A 16,084-nucleotide genomic window follows, 5' to 3' on the forward strand; every position below is an offset into this window, starting at 1 on the left:
TTGTACCTTTCTGCCTGGAAAAGTCTCACATTCTATGATCTCAACTAAAAATCTCACTATCAATACTATAGTTTTATTAATTGGCGCTTTTTTCATTCTTCTATGCTGGAACAATATAGCTGGCAATTATTTCCCTGAAAGTATCGCCGGATTCTGGCGCTTTGAACAGATAGCCCACTTCCTGGCTCTTTTTCTTATACTATCACAAAGTCAAATCATTATTCATAAACTATACTTTTCTGGCATTGTCATTAGCAATGTAATCATGATAATGGGGTTCATGTTCAAAATTATGCATTGGCCTATGGCTATGGAACTTATTGTAGCAGGTTGTATGCTATCCATGCTGATATATGTGATAAGCTTCCTTATAAAATCTACCAAAAGCCATCTGGATATACTCAAGGTTCTATGGGTTTTGGTCATGTACATAACGGTACTATTAGTCATGTATGATGTACCTTACCGACATGAATGGATAGGACTTCCCAGTATTTTATTCTGGATTATGTTTTTTGATTTTGTTTACGTGACATATCGTAAAGCAGAACAAGCATGAGAGGGGTTGTACTAACTGTCAAATGGCAGATAACCTTATTCTTTATCTTCATTCTATTAGCTGGTTTTACTGCTAAGGCACAAAACCAGGAGATTCGAATCAAAGAGATCCGACAGAAATACACGTTGATACATCAGCAACTTTTTGTATTAGATACAGTTCAAAAGGATCTGGAAGGATCATCAGAGGGTGGTAGTGTAACGGGATTTTACAAAAGTGGGAAGCTCCTGGCAATGAAAGCCACCTATTATGGGGAAACTGGCTATGTAACAACAGAATATTATCTGGAAAATGGAAATTCTTTTTTCATTCTGCGACAAGAGCACCGCTATAATCGTCCCATGTATTATGACAAAAAAGCAGCACAGGAAAATAACGATCCGGAAGCTTTTGACTCTCAAAAAACAACTGTCAAGGAGGATCGTTTTTACATGCATAATCAAATCCTAATTCGGTGGATCAATTCTTCGTCTGTCCAAGTTGTACAATCCTCATCAGAGTATAAATACAAAGCGCAGGAATTACTTACAGAAACAGCATCCCTCCAATCACAACTTGACAACTGAGATTAGTTTATATATTCTGTTTACATTATCACTCCTGTATTATTAATAGCCATTATACGATCTATCAAACCACCTTATTTATGAAAGCAACCCTACGATTTGCAGGAATTAGTACTGACGATAGCACGTTGTTAAACGTAGTCCAGTTCATACAATTGGCAACTCGTGTAAAAGTTGTATTTTCTCTAAAATAGAGGTGTTAAATATAGTACGACCTGTTTACCTACAGTTGAAACCTTCCTTCATACTCAGTCCTTCTCTATGTATCTTTTAAAACACCTTTTATTTGCGATTCCTTTTCTGCTATCCACCCCACTTTATGCTCAAGAACCTGATGAACAATCTATTGTAGCAGAAGGATTTCGATTATACAAATCAGAAATGGCATCCTGGTATGGTACTGATCTGTTTCTAGAACATTTCTCGGGTAAAAAAGAACAGGCAGAAGGATATTTCTCTTATACAGAAGCAGAAGAAAATCGCTGTCTTTTCTTCTCCAGAGGAAATGAACCCAAAGTACTGGTTACTTTTATATTTGATGATACATTCAATACACAAACAGCTCGTATTGATACCACAGAACGAGCCTTTACTCCGCAGGAAAGAGATTTATACCTGATTCGCAAGAAAGCACTGACTCAGATTAATCAGGATACATTATTTAAAAAATACCAAAACACCAGTCTTAACCTAATTCCTGTAGTGGATAAAGATTCAAGAAAAGTATATGTTCTCACAGGCCCTCAGAAACAAGGAGTAGTTATTATAGGCAATGATTATCTGCTTACATTTGATGAGAATAATCTGCTGGTATCTCAAAAACCCCTGCATAAAAACATCATCCCCATCGACTATGCGAAAGACACAACTGGTGTAATTACCATGCATACACATCTTCCGGAAACAGGTGGCACTATTACACCAACAGATATTTGCACGTTGCTTTTGTATCAGAAATATGCTCACTGGCAGCAACATTATGTAGTCTCTCAAACCTATGTTTCAATCTGGGATTGTGCTTCAAACAAACTGGTGATACTAACAAAAGAAGCATGGAATAGGATCGAGAAACATCAGGACGAGAAAAAGAAAAAACAAAAGAAGAAGCGAGAGAAGTAAACGATAGTATTGAAATTCCGAAGTAAAAGGTCTCAAGCTCTATTACCTAAAATGAACTAAACCACATCTGTCTGTTTTTACACAAAATGAAAAAACTTTTATTTCTGCTTATCTGGCTTCCTCAACTCCTCATAGCTCAGGAGATAAAATCTATCACCTCTGACGAATGGAATCAATTGGTTGACTATCTTGATCAAGAGCAATGGGAAGAGGCCAGCAAAACCTCATTCGGGTATCTGAACAGACTTTCCAAAGAAGAGCAGGAACTAGACCAGGCAGCTATGCTTCGATATATGTATCTGCTTTCACAGTCTGGTATGATGAACGACCGGAAGCTCTCTAAGGACGAAGCGTTCAAAAATGTAAAAGAATTTAAAGGTAAAACTCTTATTCTACCAGGACATCCACTGGAAACCAAACAAGGTTTTAATGTTATTCACCCTGCCAACAATAGAGCAGATACGCTAATGATTACTCAAAGCAATCACAAAGCCACCAATATCCTCTGTTTTGAGTACGTAATTCTGGAAAAGAAGCTCACTATGGCAGAGTTTGAAATGTTAAAAGGAAAGATTGGCCGTGTAAAGGGTAAGCTTAAATCCATTCATGTACATGGCAACTTTTTACCTCGCTTCCAGCTCTTTATTACCAAAGCAACTATGGAGGTAGAATAAACAAGACAAAGATAGCTTAAAAGCTATCTTTTGTTATTTTTTACCCATTGCCTCTGCTTCTCTAGCAGCTAACAAATAGATCAAAGAGGCTGTACCATCCATAGTGGGTTCATTGGTACTGTAGTCCCCGTAGTCGTCATGATATACTACCAGATCGCTCTGAAAAGTGGCATACTCATCGGGTTCATGCAACTGGATACCAATTAGTTTCTTATAAATGCTTCCATATACTGGTCCATCTACCAGTCCACCATCAATAGGGTATTGTTTCAGATGGGTAAAGGCAGCATGTGGATCAGCAGGTGTATCTCCCCAGGCAGGTAAACCATATACCATAGAGGTTCCCCAGGGATTACAGCCAAATAACCAGTCAATCGTAGCCTGCCCCAAGGCATCAAACTCATGGCTGTTTGTTAGCTTCTCATACCAAAAACACTGAATAGCAAAAGCCACAGTGAGGTTATTGCTGCACCAGATAAAGGGAACTCCTCTATAAAATGCATTGGCTTTGGCTTTATTCCAGACTTGTTCAATTCCTTTTTTATAGTATCCAACTACCATTTCTCTATCCTTTCCTTTAACCTGTTGAGCCAACTCATAATGCCCCAGATTAATAAACGGATACCACTGGTAGTGAGCAGCAGTATCTTTACCCAGCCAGGGAGTAACCGATTCTTTTGTGGCATATTGCAGTGCTTCATTCCATTGTTTCTGCCAGGTAGCAGCCAGTTCCATGTCATCTACCCAGTTGTCTTCTGCATAGATGTAGGGAGACTTCACTGATACGGTTTGTGTCACACCAGGATTTTTCAAAGCGAAAGCATAGGCGGTTTTAGCTTTTTCCTGTAACTGATCACTATATGCTTTGTCTGTCTGTTTATAGAGTTGAGCTCCTAAGGCAAATGCACTCACAAACTTGGCTGCCGTAGAAGAGGTGCCTGTAGTATGATTCATTCCCTTTCCCTGTTGCTGAGGCTCTCCATTAATAAAATACACCGGACGTTCATATCCCCGACCATACTGACTATCCTGAGCAGGCATACGCATAGAAATATGATCTCTGTCATCAGCAATCTGGTTAAACATCCAGTCCGGACGAGGATGCATTTTCACTAGCCAGTCCAATCCCCACCGGGCCTCATCCAACACATCTGCCTGTTTATTTTTTCCTTCCAGTCCATTAGCCTGACGTATGTCTGTAAACACACCTGGAAAATCCCGATAAGCCATCAGCAGATGATAGGTCGCATTGGCAGATGTTGTCGCATACTGCAAATAATCCGTTGCATCATGCCACCCTCCTACTACATCCACATGACTACTGTCAGGAAGGCCCGCTTTTGTACCGTACAACGCATATCCATCATGCGTGTGACAACTATCTTTCAGATAAGGATTGAATCCGGTACGCTGCTGCCGCATATAACGTAAACAGAAATCGGCAGCCCCTTTGTATACATCAGTCCCTATCCGAAACTGTGGTGATCGCACTCCTCCTGCCTGAAGATAAAACTGCCCTGTCCGCTGGAACTTAGAGAAATCAAGTCGGTAGGTATCTAGAAAAGGTCCATAAGCTCCAAACGCTTTTCCAACATCCCCTTTAAAAACAACCTTCTTTGTAGTAGCATCCACTAGTTCAAACTCCTTAATCTGACTTTTTTCTTTGGCACACCACACAGCCACCTTGATACCTACAGGTGTGTACCCTAACTGATTAATACGTATCCATGCCTGTACAAATGAAGTAGTATAGGTTGGTATATTGGTATAGCTCAGCCAGGAAGGCAGAAAAAAAAATACTAACGAGATACTTAATCTTTTCATGAAAGAAGTAAGCAAAGAAATAACAATCAGGAATTTAACAAATCAGGTACTGTCACCAACCGATAGTTTCGGTTTTGCAATTCATCAATCAGCTGAGGCAGATACCGATAAAACTTATCTGTCCGACGTGGATCGGTACCCAGATGAAGCAGAAGCATAAAACCGTTTAATCCGGAATCATGTTTCTGCTCATAGGTAAGTATGGATTGATAGATTCGTTCACTGGATACATAACGATCTGCCATTTCAGGATAAGTATAATCTGCATTGCTACGTGTACCCGATGTAAAATTGACTAATTGCAAGCCAGCCTGTTGGGTCCACACAGCAATAGAATCATTATACCACTCATATGGAGGCAAAAAATACGGCGCATCAGCAGATGAGATATTCCATCGCTTCAATTCCTTATAGGAATTGGCAAGATCTGTTGTAAACTCTTTTTTTGTCACCAGCAAGCTATCTCTCTTCTGCCAGTCACAATACAAGAGGTGTTTGTCGGAATGAGATCCCAGGTAGTGGCCATCGCTTTTCAGCTTTTTTATCACAGAATGAAAGACTGGATTACGGTAAAAATTTCCGGTAAGAAAAAATGAGGCCTTAATCTTCTTCTGTTTCAATGTAGTTGCAACAAATTCTCCTCCATCCCCAAATTCATCTCCGGTAAATACCAATGCCAGCTTCTGAACAGTAGTATCTCCCCGCACAATAGCTCCCTTTACTTTTATCTGATTTTTCTTATCAGAGGGAGAGATTATTCCTGAACTAATAACAAATGACTTGATCACAAAGCCACTTACCATCAGTACAGCAACAAATGCAATCAACCTGCTCGCTAGCGCATAAAAATTCGGTCTCATTACCGTAATCAACTTAACAAATTTCGTTTTAAAACTTGGGGATCAGACCAGAAAGATATGTATTCTTCTGGTCTGATACATTTTATTTGAGATGAACGCAATAAAACGATGTACTACCGGTTATATACAGGTTCTGATTATTCGAATCCAGCGTAATGGTTGAAGGTCTTTCAGGAACCTTTACTGTGTTTATCAGTTTACCATCCGGGTTATATACATAGATCTGCCCATCGGCTATATAGACATTTCCTTGCTGATCCACTGCAGAAGCAAACTCTCCCTTCTCCGTAAAATAAGTCAGATCAGAGACATATCCTTCCGGGCTTACTTTCAGTCTCACGGTTCTCTTGTCGTATTCATCAGTTTCATATAACAGCTTGCCAGGATAAGCTTCTACCAGACAGGCAGAACGTGCCAGATCATACACTACAGGAATAATAGTAACTCCGTCTTTAGCCACATAACATTCGGATGGTTTATTGACTGTGACTGTATTAAAATCGTGATAATCTCTCCAGCGATGGGATGGATAAAGGGCTTTAAAGATAGTGGCAACACTTCCCATCTTTACTTTTGGCAAAAGCTGAATAGTCTCATCCGGATTGGCAGGATTAATGCTATATACCAGCGTACCAAAACCAGAATTTCCCCAACCACTAAAAGATGTTCCGGCAGCATCGGGCGGATTAGTGTAAACCTCCGGTTTTCCATCTACCAGATATCCTTTTTTGGGAACGTACTTAAATACCACAAGCAAATTATCGTTCTTATCGCATGACAATGCATGTGGTTCCCATGGATAATCTGCCAGCAGGTTAATGCGACGAGTCTCTGCCGACCATTTGTAAATGCGCCGCATACGGGATTCACAGAAATAGATATTGCCCTTACTGTCTTTTGTAATACCTTCCGGAAACTCAAATCCAGTTGCCAGCTTTTCTATATTCCCTTCTGTCTGAAAGGATTTCCCGGGTTGGTTATCCGATTCTGTAATGATCAATCGGTTAAACTCCCATGGACGGACAGTATAATTACTGTTGGGATCATATAGAGGGGTGTTGGTTGTATACTTAATCTGGCTATAATTGTGTACATTCAGAAATTCAATAGTAGCATTGCCGGATACACGGACAGAATAAGGATAAGGCTTATTCACCCGGATTACCCGAAACATATATAGATTGGCAAAGACCATATCCCGACAATTCTGAATATCCAATGGCAGGCATTCTGTACTTTCCAGGCTCTCTTCTTCTAATTGCAAGGCATATACCTTCCAGTTAGCTACATTGGAGAAACGCACTTCATTTCGCACATGGTGCTCTACCGACATAGCATAGATTCGTCCGGGAGTGCTGGTGTTGGATATATAGGCTCCGGCATTGGCATACGAACTAGCCGACCATATGTTTTCAATAGTGCCTCCTCCTCCATCCGTAACCCACAAACTCCAGTATTGTGTATCCCAGGAAGGATCTACACTTGTAATCCAGGGAAGCGGCGGTGCTGCAGGTTGTTTCCACTTTCGCTGCATACTTCCATGTCCCCCAATAAATTTCACATCATTGAGATAGGATTGCTCACCAGCAGTCCATTTACAGGCAACAGCCCGTGGATTATCTGCGCCTGTAGACAGGCCAATACCACTGACAATATTCTTTCCACCTTTGGCCGTTTCGAGCAATGGCTTGGGAGCGCCAAAGCTTCCAAAGGCTACAGTATTATTTTCAAGTATTAATTGAGTACCAATAGGATTCAAACCAATCAAAATGGTGTTCGGCTTTAGTTTGATTGTTTCACTAACCTTATACCAACCTTGTGGTACATAAATAGTTGGGTATTTATCAATAGCTTCCTGAATAGCTTTTGTATCATCAGTAGTACCATCTCCTGTAGCTCCCAGCGTTTTGAGATTTACCCAGGTACCAATAGGTGGCAGATTGGGAATATCTTTGGCAACAGGGACAGGAAATGTTTTTAGAGGTACTAACTCTGAGATGGTGTGATTCACAGGATCAGCATAGAGACTGCTCATCTGTAAACCGTGCATAAAATTCTTTATTTTATAGATAGCCTCTTTGCTGGTTACGGTTTGTCCGGATTCACGAAAACTTATCAGTACAGGTACATTACGACAATCAACGTTACGAAGACTGATCTGATTACCTGCATTTTCGCCCAGGCTAATGGTAATTGCGGGTCCGCTTATACGATCAAACTGGCAATCTTCCATGAACAGCTTCTCTACATAATTGGGCTGAATCTCTATTACTGAAGGCACATTAACGGCTCTCATACGTATGATGGTAAGCCCGGCTTCACGCGTATTAATAGCCGATTTTCGCTGTCCTTCAAAATAGGTATCAATCATAACAAACTGCCAGCCTGGAGAAGGTTTGGTTGTATAAATCCCATATTCCCCACCAAAAAACCGGACATCATTCATTTCATTACCGACATCAAACATTCCGGCCTTACCGTTTCCAATCTGAATATCGACATGAGAAATAAAACTATGCTGGGCATAATGAGTTCGCAAAGCAACTGCATAGGGATTACCGTCCTCAATCCGAAGGTTTATGTTAGACATAGCACTATAAAAGGTCCCGGCATTGGCATCATTCACTTTCTTGCCTTCCTGCACTACCTGACTGGTGAACCAGAACATATAGTGAGCTTTCCCTTTGTCTGTACTATCGGGAAATTGAAAACCAGGTGAGTTTTTCTTCAAAACAAATTCAGGCCGTTTACTTCCATACCCTATCAAACGTATTGCCTGTGGAATATAGATAGTCTTAGAGATAAGATAGGTTCCCTGGGGAATAAAGAGAATTCCAAAGTTGTGCGTTGTTTTCAGGTCGTTTATGGCATTCTGCAAAGCATCTGAAACGTCTGTTTTACCATCTGCTTTAATGGAAAAGTTTGCAGGTGTAAAATAAACAGCTTCTTCATCCGCTAATCGTTCTGAATAGAAAGAAGTACCTCCATAGCCTTTACTTTGTGCATGAATCGCGATGGGTATCAGCAATAAACTAAGAATAAGTAAACCAGATTTAAACATAAAAAATTGTTAGGGGTTGGGTAATACATTTTTCCACGAGACTGGCATCGGTTCTTATTTTAGTCTGGGTACTTTTCTTAGCTTTAGAAGGGCATGTATATAACTATACAAAGATCAAATATGCCATCTTTTTACAAATTAGCCATACATTTCAAAGAAAAATTTATATATTCTCATAGGAAAGGAAATAATTTTCTAATTCAATTAAGAGACTGATTAGAGCTTACCAGTGTATATTTGACAACCAATTTTGAATTAGGGTAATCCGTAGAAAGACCCGGAAAAGAGAAATTTTAATTTTTACGCAAGAAGCCAACCAATCTACATTTCATATTGCGAAATCCAATCAGAAGAAATAAGAATATTGGCACTGCCAAACAGGGATTCAAACAGAATAATAAGATGGTGATCCCCTTTTTACGGCATTCCACTAAGTTTTTTCCTGAAAACCTCACAGAATACACAAAAGTCAGGCGCTGCATCAATGGAGTCAACTTTCTCTTTGTTGTGGAGAAAACACGTCCCGATTATTATCATGCCTGTACTATCGAGGACCTGGAAGTAATCCTGCGTAATGTGCTGGTTAAAGATCTGGGAGATCTGACAACCATCATTTTGCGTCAACCCAAACGAAAAGAGGAGATACTTTCTCCTGTATGGGGTAGGCTTGTCTATGGGTACGAATTTGAAAATGTAATACAGCCTGCGATTATTCTTGAAGCACAGAGCTACCAACGAAGTTTGGTATGGAAGAGAAATTTACATGTAGATGCTCAAAGAGAACTGGAACGACTCCGACACGATGGCCACAGAATAGAAGAAAACCGAAGAGAATTCCGTATCTATCCGGAACCGGATAAGGTAAGAGCCACCCAATTATACCGAACTTTACTGCATGAAATCGGGCACTATGTCCAGTATAATCAAACCGGTGATGAGTATGTACATATTCCAAAAAATGAAAGAGAAGCTTTTGCTCATCGTTACGCGGATAAAATGAGCAAAATTTTACAGGAAAGTCGTCAGATTCCCTTTGATCGGATTATTGACTTTGAAGCATTAACGCGAGACAATTTGCAAATCAGTGATTTTATAGACGGATACAAAGATTTTTTATATAAGAAATTTGATGCATTCGATAAGCCTGTTGATGATTCAGAGAAACTCATTTTGAGAAATGCAGTCGAAGTTATTTTAAAAGCTATACCATCCCAGCAGTTGGATGCAGAAGATTATTACCTCTGGGGCTATTTATACTATTTTTCGGATGGCGACCGTCCCACTCTCAGAAAGGTTGCCAAAGAAAAATTTGAGCAGTCATTAGCAGTCGACCCTGGCTATTACATGTCCAGACTTTACCTGGCTCACTGCTTGCATGATGAACGAGAACTGGATGATGCATTACAAGAATATGAAAGGGTTGACCAGGAAGCTTTAAGACAAGAATTTCCTATTTGGCGATACGTTAAATTGAGGGAGCAGATTGGTTATTGCTATTACCAATTAGGCTTTCCCACCAAAGGAGAAGCTTATTTTGAAGAAGTGCTTGAGTACTATCATACTATAGATGATCAACTAGCTCTTCCTAGTGAGTTACTGTCTTGTTTGGCCGAAAGTCATTCAATAGCTATAGAGTTATGTAAGATAGGGAACTATAAACATGATAACTTTAAAGCCGAAGCATCTTAACAATCCATTTTCCGTATAATCAATCAGGAACATGTAGCTATCTCTGGTTTTGAGTAGCAGATAATTTATGATTTTGGAGTCATTCTTACCCAGTCATTTTGCAGATAATATTCGTTCTGTGTCTTCCAGAAGGCAAAGTTGAGTACTCCGGTAGCACTTACAAACTCCCAGGTTCCAGTGTAAGAAGATTCAGCTGTCCACTTATAAGGCGTGTCTCCCCGTTTCGTTACTTTCAACCGGCATTGGTTACTCAATCCCCACATAAAACACTGAAAAGCATCTTCCCATCTGTCAAACTCTGAATGCCACATTTCAAAGTAGACAATAAATAAAGAATCTGGTTGAGCAGACAAGATTACAGTAAATCCTTTCTCTGATTTGGGTAGAACTCGAATAGAATCACCGGATCGTTCAACAACAATCTCCGGATGTTGTTTCAAATGTTCAAGGATTACCTCTATAGGATGACTCATTGGAAATTAGTCTAAGGCATTTTGGCTATAATATCTCCTTACCTGATTGTTCTCCATTCTTTTAAAATGCATGTAATGTAACCAAAAGGGTACAACCAATGCGCTTATCAGCGTAAGTAACCATATAGCTTTCAAAAAGTTTTGTGATGTTCTTCCTATGCCTTGAATACTCATAATTACTAAAAATATAACCAAAGCACAACCAGGTAATAGCACAATGAGAATTGTACCTGTCACAGCAAGATAGTACAAATTATATAACAGGAATCCTATTGTACAATTGAGAAGAACAGATCTAATCATTTAAAAGCTTTTAGTCTCCCAAAAGTAAGACATCTCTTAAAATTTTGCAGCTTATTTTTCAGGTTTATATATAGAGAAGTAGTTTATAACATTTTAGTTATACTCATCTACAAATAAAATACAGACAAGAAAATCAGAAATAATCTTTTTGTTCGTTTATTTATAGGGAGCAAGAGACTCACTGCACCATACCATTCCTATCAAGATGAAACTATCACTAACTCATTCTTTGATTCTTTTAGCTTGTATTCTTATCTCCTGCAACAAAGTCAAAGAAGCGGGTCATAAAGTGAAGGAAGCCGGAAAGAACACGGTACAGAAGGCCAAACACAAAGTCAAAAAGGTTGCAGAAAGACAGGTACAAAAAGTAGTAGATGTTGTATTTCCTCCATTTGACTCTGACAAACCGGATACAGAGAATAACAAAATCCGGTTTCGGGATTTTATTCAGGTCGAACTCACTCCAGATATCAAAAACATCTATTGTTATGATGAGGCAATTGGTATTGATGCAACGTATAAATTTTCATTTAATTGTAGTCCTGCCACATCTAAGAAAATTATAGAAAAACATAATCTCATCCAAGACACCATATATGTACAAGGCGATGTTGAATTTTCCAGGGATTTTTTCTGGTGGGATAGTAACAAAATCAGTAAGTTACCTAAGTATAACTGGTCAAATGGAGAAAGCTATTTTAAATCCTACTGGTATGATCCTCTGGAACAGAAAGGCTACTTTCTCGACTTTGATATGTAAAAGTCATTAAACCTTCTCTTTCACTGAAAAGTTTTGATCCTTATATAACAATTGTAGCTGATGAGAGGAAGAGCTACTCCAACCATACGCAATACCAAATTTGATAGCTTGCCTGACAAAAACAGGAGTCACTATATCAATCTCATTTCCAGATAAGCCCTTGTCATTAATATATAGCCAAAAGTCATTATGGTATGTCTCAATTAACAAAACCTGATTGCGGTTTAAGACTTTTCCAATTGTAATTCTGATTGTGTGAGGAACTACTTCCGTTTTACATGTCCAATAATACTTCTCATTCTCAACATGTATAAATCTTAATCCTTTCTTTTTAGGAATAGCCATAAACAAAAATACTATTTGTTTATGGCTATTTTCAATTTTCCTATTATCTGCTTCCCATTCTTCTAAGAAATTAGTAATTCTGCCAGATTCTGACAAAGTTTTCTTCTTAAGCCAATATTCTGTTTACATTTTGTCTACTGAATCTACCAAAATAGTACTCATCTCCTATTTTGTGCTGTATTGCCAATCATCCTATAATAGGATGTTTTAATGCTATTGTCCGGAAAAAAAACAATCAACCCATACATTGCACTTGTGTATTGCCTGTTATAGAAAGTATCGGTTTCATGAAAGATCCAGGTAGCTATACTGATATATTTTCTAACTGACTTTACTGTATTTACTTATACATTTTTTCCGATTGTTATGCCATTACTTTTCTGTTTCTATATATGATTTGCTGGCCCAAATCAACTACTTACTACTTATGCCTTCGGTTTTAAGAAAACAAATCCTATTATTCTTTCTGGTGTGTGGAGGATACTTGAACTTTACTCTGGTTATTGCACAGGCATCCTCCTATGAAAAAGCCAGAAAAGAAGTAGACAGCCTCCGCAGACTATCTGAACAGGAACTACCTCCTGCTCAGGCACTCCATGTAACACTTGAACTTATAGGTTATTATATTGATTTCTCACAGCAAGACTCTGTACAACTATATATTGATGAGGGTATGCGGCTTAATGAAATTGTACAGGATTCTTTAAAAGGATTTTTTCTGACTGCCTATCAGACAGAAGTATTTTTATATAGCACGCTTTATGAGCAAGGCATTCAATATGCCATGAAAGGTTTACAACAGGCAGAGCATCTTAAGGATCGAGAATTTATTGCCAATCAATACAATTTGCTTGGACTTTTATATGCAGAAATGGCGCAATATCAACAGGCCATGGGCTTCTTTGAATTAAGTCTTACCTATCTTCCACCACAGTCAAAACATCACTATGGACTCACACGACGTTATCATGTGTTATCCAATATAGCTCAATGCTATGAAATTCTCAAAGACATTCCAGCGGCAATCCGGTATAATCTATCGTCTCTCAAAGAAGCTCAGCGACAGGAAGGATTTCGTGGAATGTCGGTTGCCTCCTGGTCATTGGGTAACATATTTTATACTCAGGGAAACTATGTACAGGCATTACACTATTATCAGCAATCGCTGCACTATTCTGAAATTATCCATGATACTGATGCAGCGATTGCAGTATACCCACATCTCTTTCATGTACACAGCAAACTCAATGATCCTCTCACAGCAAATAAATTCCTGAATCAAGGGTTGGCCATAGCTCAGAAAGATATTCAGCGAATTAAGCCCAGTTCCTTAAAGGAATTCTATACAGAAGTTATACAGATTTATTATCAACTGTTCAATTATCGCAATGTAGTCACATACCAGCAAAAGCTAAATAAGATCAGTGAACAGATTATTCATCAGGAAAAAAAACAACGTCTGGCAGTATTGGCTGCTTTTTATGAAAATGAAAAACGGATAGCCCAGATAGTTCTCGAAAAAAAGGAACAAGAAGCTCAGTTAAAACAGCATCAGCTATTTCTACGTTATATGGCCCTATTGATAGGATTGGTCATCATTACCTTTTGTGCTTTCTATTATGCATTTCGTCAGAAACAACGTCTTAAAAGCTGGCAATTTCAACAACAAATCAAGACTCTGAATCAAAAACAGGAAATGGCAGCTCTTCGGGCTATGGTGGAAGGTGAAGAACAGGAACGAGTACGTATTGCCCGTGAATTGCATGATGGACTCACAGGATTGTTATCGGCGGCACGTCATCAGGTAGAATCTACCTTTCGACAACTTCCTCTTTCGGAAGACAAAATCTGTCTGACATCTCCCGCCATTCAATTACTGGATAAAGCCTTTCATGAAGTCAGACGTATTTCTCACAATCTAATGCCCTATGCACTACAACGTCATGGTTTGGCAACAGCCTTACAGGAATACTGTGAGAATGTACAACAATCAGGATTGCTAAAGATTGAGTACCAGCAGCTGGGTTGGCGGGAGCGGTTGTCTCCTACACTTGAGCTCTGGCTATATCGTATCATCCAGGAGCTTATCAGCAATAGTCTGAAACATGCCAAAGCTACACAGGCATTGGTACAATTATGTCGTTTTGAGGAGATAATTCAGATTACAGTAGAAGATAACGGGCAAGGCTTTGATACACACAAAGTAAATACAAAAGATGGCAATGGATTGTTAAACATTGAATCACGAATTAAATACATGAATGGTAATCTATCTGTCAAATCAGACGGACAAGGCACTTCTACTCATATTGAACTTTCACTTGTCTACATCCCACACGAATTATGATACGTTTCGCTATTCTGGATGATCATCCACTAGTTGTAGAAGGTATTCGCAGCCTTTTTCAGGAAGATGCTTATTTTCAATTGGTATGGGGGGTAACATCTGTTGAACAATGTATGCAACTTCTGCAAACCACTGCTATTGATGTGCTATTACTGGACATTCATCTGGAACAATACAATGGCATTACACTTTGCAAGCAATTAAAAGAACAGCTTCCCAACTTACATATCATTATACTAACCTCCTATTGCGAAACGTCTTTTGTAAAAACAGCTCTCTACAATGGTGCCTCTGGCTATTTGTTAAAAAATGCAGGTTATAAAGAAATATCTCAGGCACTGGAATCTGTTTGCACTGGCAACTCTTATCTGTCGGAGCTGGTACAACAGAAGATGTTGCAGGGATTACTAACCCGCAAAAGTGCCACTACTACTATAGCATATGTACCTCATCTTACCCGTCGGGAAAAAGAAGTTCTCCAGCTAATTGTAGATGAGTATACCACTAGTGAAATTGCAGATAAGCTATTTGTGAGTTTGAAAACTATAGAAACACATCGAATGAATCTTTTACAAAAACTGGGTGCTAAAAATACAGCGGGTCTTGTCAAAGCAGCTCTTAGTCTGGAGCTTTTAGGATAGTAAAGCATAATATTTTTCTAACCAGAGATCTTATCTGCCAGATCTCATGGTTTTCCCTGATTTTTTTCAAATCCGTTTTTTCACTGAGGTGTATTGCCTGTAAATGAGAGACCTTTGAATGGAAAATCAACTTTATTATTCCATTCTCTATGAAAGTCTTACTCTTATATGGACTAATATGGGTCACATTGACCATAAGTAGCCAGGTGGTTGCCCAGAAACCACTTCAGATGGAAAACCTCAAACTTAACCGGGAGGTAGCAATTCAAAAATTAAAGGTTCAGGAAAATGCTGCACTACGGCAATATTTTACCAAAGCCGGATTCAAAGAAAGCGAGGCAATCGAAGCCGAAACCTATAAAGGCACAGACAGTGAAGGCGAATTTCAGATGGATGTTGTCGCCAAAGAAATGGACAAAGCAGGTAAAAAGGTAGTCATTACCACTGTAGAGTTCAGACAAGGCGGCAAAGTTACTTTGCTTACAGCAGCAGATGATGACAATGGCAATGTAGTCCAGTCACAGCAAAATGCAACGCGAATCTTGTATGCAGCCAATTCAGCGAATAGCGTAGTGAGTTGTGCACTCTCCAAAATTACCAGTTCCGGATCTTGTCAGAGTTGCCGCAATCAATTTCGCTCCTGCATTCTTTCGTCACAACCTCTGTTTAAGAAAGTACAATGTCTTTTCAGCACCTATGCTTCACAGACTTGTAGTAGTTGTACTAAAACCAGTGTATTGTCTATAGTCAATTGCCTGTTTTAGTTCATTCTTTCTCTTCTCTCTTTCATAAAAACTTTTTACAAATACTCTCAACCCAGAGAGATAGGACTTGCATTATCTAAACAAACTTCCAATCAAAGA

The 16,084-nt window shown here is 39.0% G+C and carries 14 protein-coding genes; 9 read left to right on the forward strand and 5 right to left on the reverse strand.

What is annotated here, in order from left to right; genetic code table 11:
* The first annotated feature begins 34 nt into the window (after positions 1-34).
* The 4 genes from QNI22_RS06300 (at position 35) to QNI22_RS06315 (ending at position 2,918) form a co-directional block, all read left to right on the forward strand.
* Positions 35-559 (forward strand): GldL-related protein, encoded by a 525-nt coding sequence (locus QNI22_RS06300; protein ID WP_314509769.1) that lies wholly within the window; start codon positions 35-37, stop codon positions 557-559.
* Positions 556-1,125: a hypothetical protein gene (locus tag QNI22_RS06305; RefSeq protein ID WP_314509770.1), complete on the forward strand. Its 570-nt coding sequence runs from the start codon at positions 556-558 to the stop codon at positions 1,123-1,125. Before QNI22_RS06300 ends, QNI22_RS06305 begins: the two co-directional genes overlap by 4 nt.
* A 261-nt stretch (positions 1,126-1,386) precedes the next feature.
* The gene (locus QNI22_RS06310) at positions 1,387-2,244 is read left to right on the forward strand and encodes a hypothetical protein (RefSeq protein ID WP_314509771.1); all 858 of its coding nucleotides are present in this window, start codon (positions 1,387-1,389) and stop codon (positions 2,242-2,244) included.
* 86 nt (positions 2,245-2,330) lie between these two features.
* Positions 2,331-2,918, forward strand: a complete 588-nt coding sequence (locus tag QNI22_RS06315; RefSeq protein ID WP_314509772.1) for a hypothetical protein — start codon at positions 2,331-2,333, stop codon at positions 2,916-2,918.
* A gap of 33 nt (positions 2,919-2,951) precedes the next feature.
* Here the strand turns inward: QNI22_RS06315 and QNI22_RS06320 are convergent, their stop codons facing one another.
* The 3 genes from QNI22_RS06320 to QNI22_RS06330 all read right to left on the reverse strand — a co-directional run bounded on the left by QNI22_RS06320 (position 2,952) and on the right by QNI22_RS06330 (position 8,663).
* A complete protein-coding gene (locus tag QNI22_RS06320; RefSeq protein WP_314509773.1) occupies positions 2,952-4,742 on the reverse strand; it encodes a glycoside hydrolase family 9 protein in 1,791 nt (596 codons plus the stop codon).
* Positions 4,743-4,768: 26 nt separating this feature from the next.
* Positions 4,769-5,602, reverse strand: coding sequence for a polysaccharide deacetylase family protein (locus QNI22_RS06325; protein ID WP_314509774.1), 834 nt, complete (start codon positions 5,600-5,602; stop codon positions 4,769-4,771).
* Positions 5,603-5,684: 82 nt separating this feature from the next.
* On the reverse strand, positions 5,685-8,663 hold the full coding sequence (locus QNI22_RS06330; RefSeq protein WP_314509775.1) for a glycosyl hydrolase family 28-related protein: 2,979 nt from the start codon (positions 8,661-8,663) through the stop codon (positions 5,685-5,687).
* Between the two features lie 333 nt (positions 8,664-8,996).
* Here QNI22_RS06330 and QNI22_RS06335 point away from each other — a divergent pair, with 333 nt between their 5' ends.
* Positions 8,997-10,352, forward strand: a complete 1,356-nt coding sequence (locus QNI22_RS06335) for a tetratricopeptide repeat protein (RefSeq protein WP_314509776.1) — start codon at positions 8,997-8,999, stop codon at positions 10,350-10,352.
* Positions 10,353-10,417: 65 nt separating this feature from the next.
* Here the strand turns inward: QNI22_RS06335 and QNI22_RS06340 are convergent, their stop codons facing one another.
* Positions 10,418-10,825: a hypothetical protein gene (locus QNI22_RS06340; protein ID WP_314509777.1), complete on the reverse strand. Its 408-nt coding sequence runs from the start codon at positions 10,823-10,825 to the stop codon at positions 10,418-10,420.
* A 508-nt stretch (positions 10,826-11,333) separates the two neighbouring features.
* Between QNI22_RS06340 and QNI22_RS06345 the strand changes: the two genes are divergently transcribed.
* Complete coding sequence (locus QNI22_RS06345) at positions 11,334-11,888, forward strand: hypothetical protein (RefSeq protein WP_314509778.1); 555 nt, start codon at positions 11,334-11,336, stop codon at positions 11,886-11,888.
* A 6-nt stretch (positions 11,889-11,894) separates the two neighbouring features.
* Here QNI22_RS06345 and QNI22_RS06350 read toward each other — a convergent pair whose 3' ends face one another.
* The gene (locus QNI22_RS06350; RefSeq protein ID WP_314509779.1) at positions 11,895-12,329 is read right to left on the reverse strand and encodes a hypothetical protein; all 435 of its coding nucleotides are present in this window, start codon (positions 12,327-12,329) and stop codon (positions 11,895-11,897) included.
* A 331-nt stretch (positions 12,330-12,660) separates the two neighbouring features.
* On the opposite strand from QNI22_RS06350, the gene QNI22_RS06355 reads away from it, so the two are divergent.
* From QNI22_RS06355 to QNI22_RS06365, 3 genes are all read left to right on the forward strand, one after another.
* Positions 12,661-14,580 carry a tetratricopeptide repeat-containing sensor histidine kinase gene (locus tag QNI22_RS06355; protein WP_314509780.1) on the forward strand — a complete coding sequence of 640 codons (1,920 nt, stop codon included), beginning with the start codon at positions 12,661-12,663 and terminating at the stop codon, positions 14,578-14,580.
* A complete protein-coding gene (locus tag QNI22_RS06360) occupies positions 14,577-15,221 on the forward strand; it encodes a response regulator (RefSeq protein WP_314509781.1) in 645 nt (214 codons plus the stop codon). The genes QNI22_RS06355 and QNI22_RS06360 overlap by 4 nt, the downstream gene beginning before the upstream one ends.
* A gap of 149 nt (positions 15,222-15,370) precedes the next feature.
* Complete coding sequence (locus QNI22_RS06365) at positions 15,371-15,985, forward strand: hypothetical protein (protein WP_314509782.1); 615 nt, start codon at positions 15,371-15,373, stop codon at positions 15,983-15,985.
* The last annotated feature ends 99 nt before the right edge of the window (positions 15,986-16,084 follow it).

Source organism: Xanthocytophaga agilis, from assembly GCF_030068605.1.
GTDB classification, from domain to species: Bacteria; Bacteroidota; Bacteroidia; order Cytophagales; family 172606-1; genus Xanthocytophaga; species Xanthocytophaga agilis.

What these genes read in the sequence shown, in the direction of transcription:
- QNI22_RS06305 (WP_314509770.1), top strand. Translation starts at nt 556, where the DNA reads ATGAGAGGGGTTGTACTAACTGTCAAATGGCAGATAACCTTATTCTTT.
- QNI22_RS06325 (WP_314509774.1), bottom strand. Translation starts at nt 5,602, where the DNA reads ATGAGACCGAATTTTTATGCGCTAGCGAGCAGGTTGATTGCATTTGTT.
- QNI22_RS06320 (WP_314509773.1), bottom strand. Translation starts at nt 4,742, where the DNA reads ATGAAAAGATTAAGTATCTCGTTAGTATTTTTTTTTCTGCCTTCCTGG.
- QNI22_RS06300 (WP_314509769.1), top strand. Translation starts at nt 35, where the DNA reads ATGATCTCAACTAAAAATCTCACTATCAATACTATAGTTTTATTAATT.
- QNI22_RS06310 (WP_314509771.1), top strand. Translation starts at nt 1,387, where the DNA reads ATGTATCTTTTAAAACACCTTTTATTTGCGATTCCTTTTCTGCTATCC.
- QNI22_RS06355 (WP_314509780.1), top strand. Translation starts at nt 12,661, where the DNA reads ATGCCTTCGGTTTTAAGAAAACAAATCCTATTATTCTTTCTGGTGTGT.
- QNI22_RS06365 (WP_314509782.1), top strand. Translation starts at nt 15,371, where the DNA reads ATGAAAGTCTTACTCTTATATGGACTAATATGGGTCACATTGACCATA.
- QNI22_RS06315 (WP_314509772.1), top strand. Translation starts at nt 2,331, where the DNA reads ATGAAAAAACTTTTATTTCTGCTTATCTGGCTTCCTCAACTCCTCATA.
- QNI22_RS06345 (WP_314509778.1), top strand. Translation starts at nt 11,334, where the DNA reads ATGAAACTATCACTAACTCATTCTTTGATTCTTTTAGCTTGTATTCTT.
- QNI22_RS06340 (WP_314509777.1), bottom strand. Translation starts at nt 10,825, where the DNA reads ATGAGTCATCCTATAGAGGTAATCCTTGAACATTTGAAACAACATCCG.
- QNI22_RS06330 (WP_314509775.1), bottom strand. Translation starts at nt 8,663, where the DNA reads ATGTTTAAATCTGGTTTACTTATTCTTAGTTTATTGCTGATACCCATC.
- QNI22_RS06360 (WP_314509781.1), top strand. Translation starts at nt 14,577, where the DNA reads ATGATACGTTTCGCTATTCTGGATGATCATCCACTAGTTGTAGAAGGT.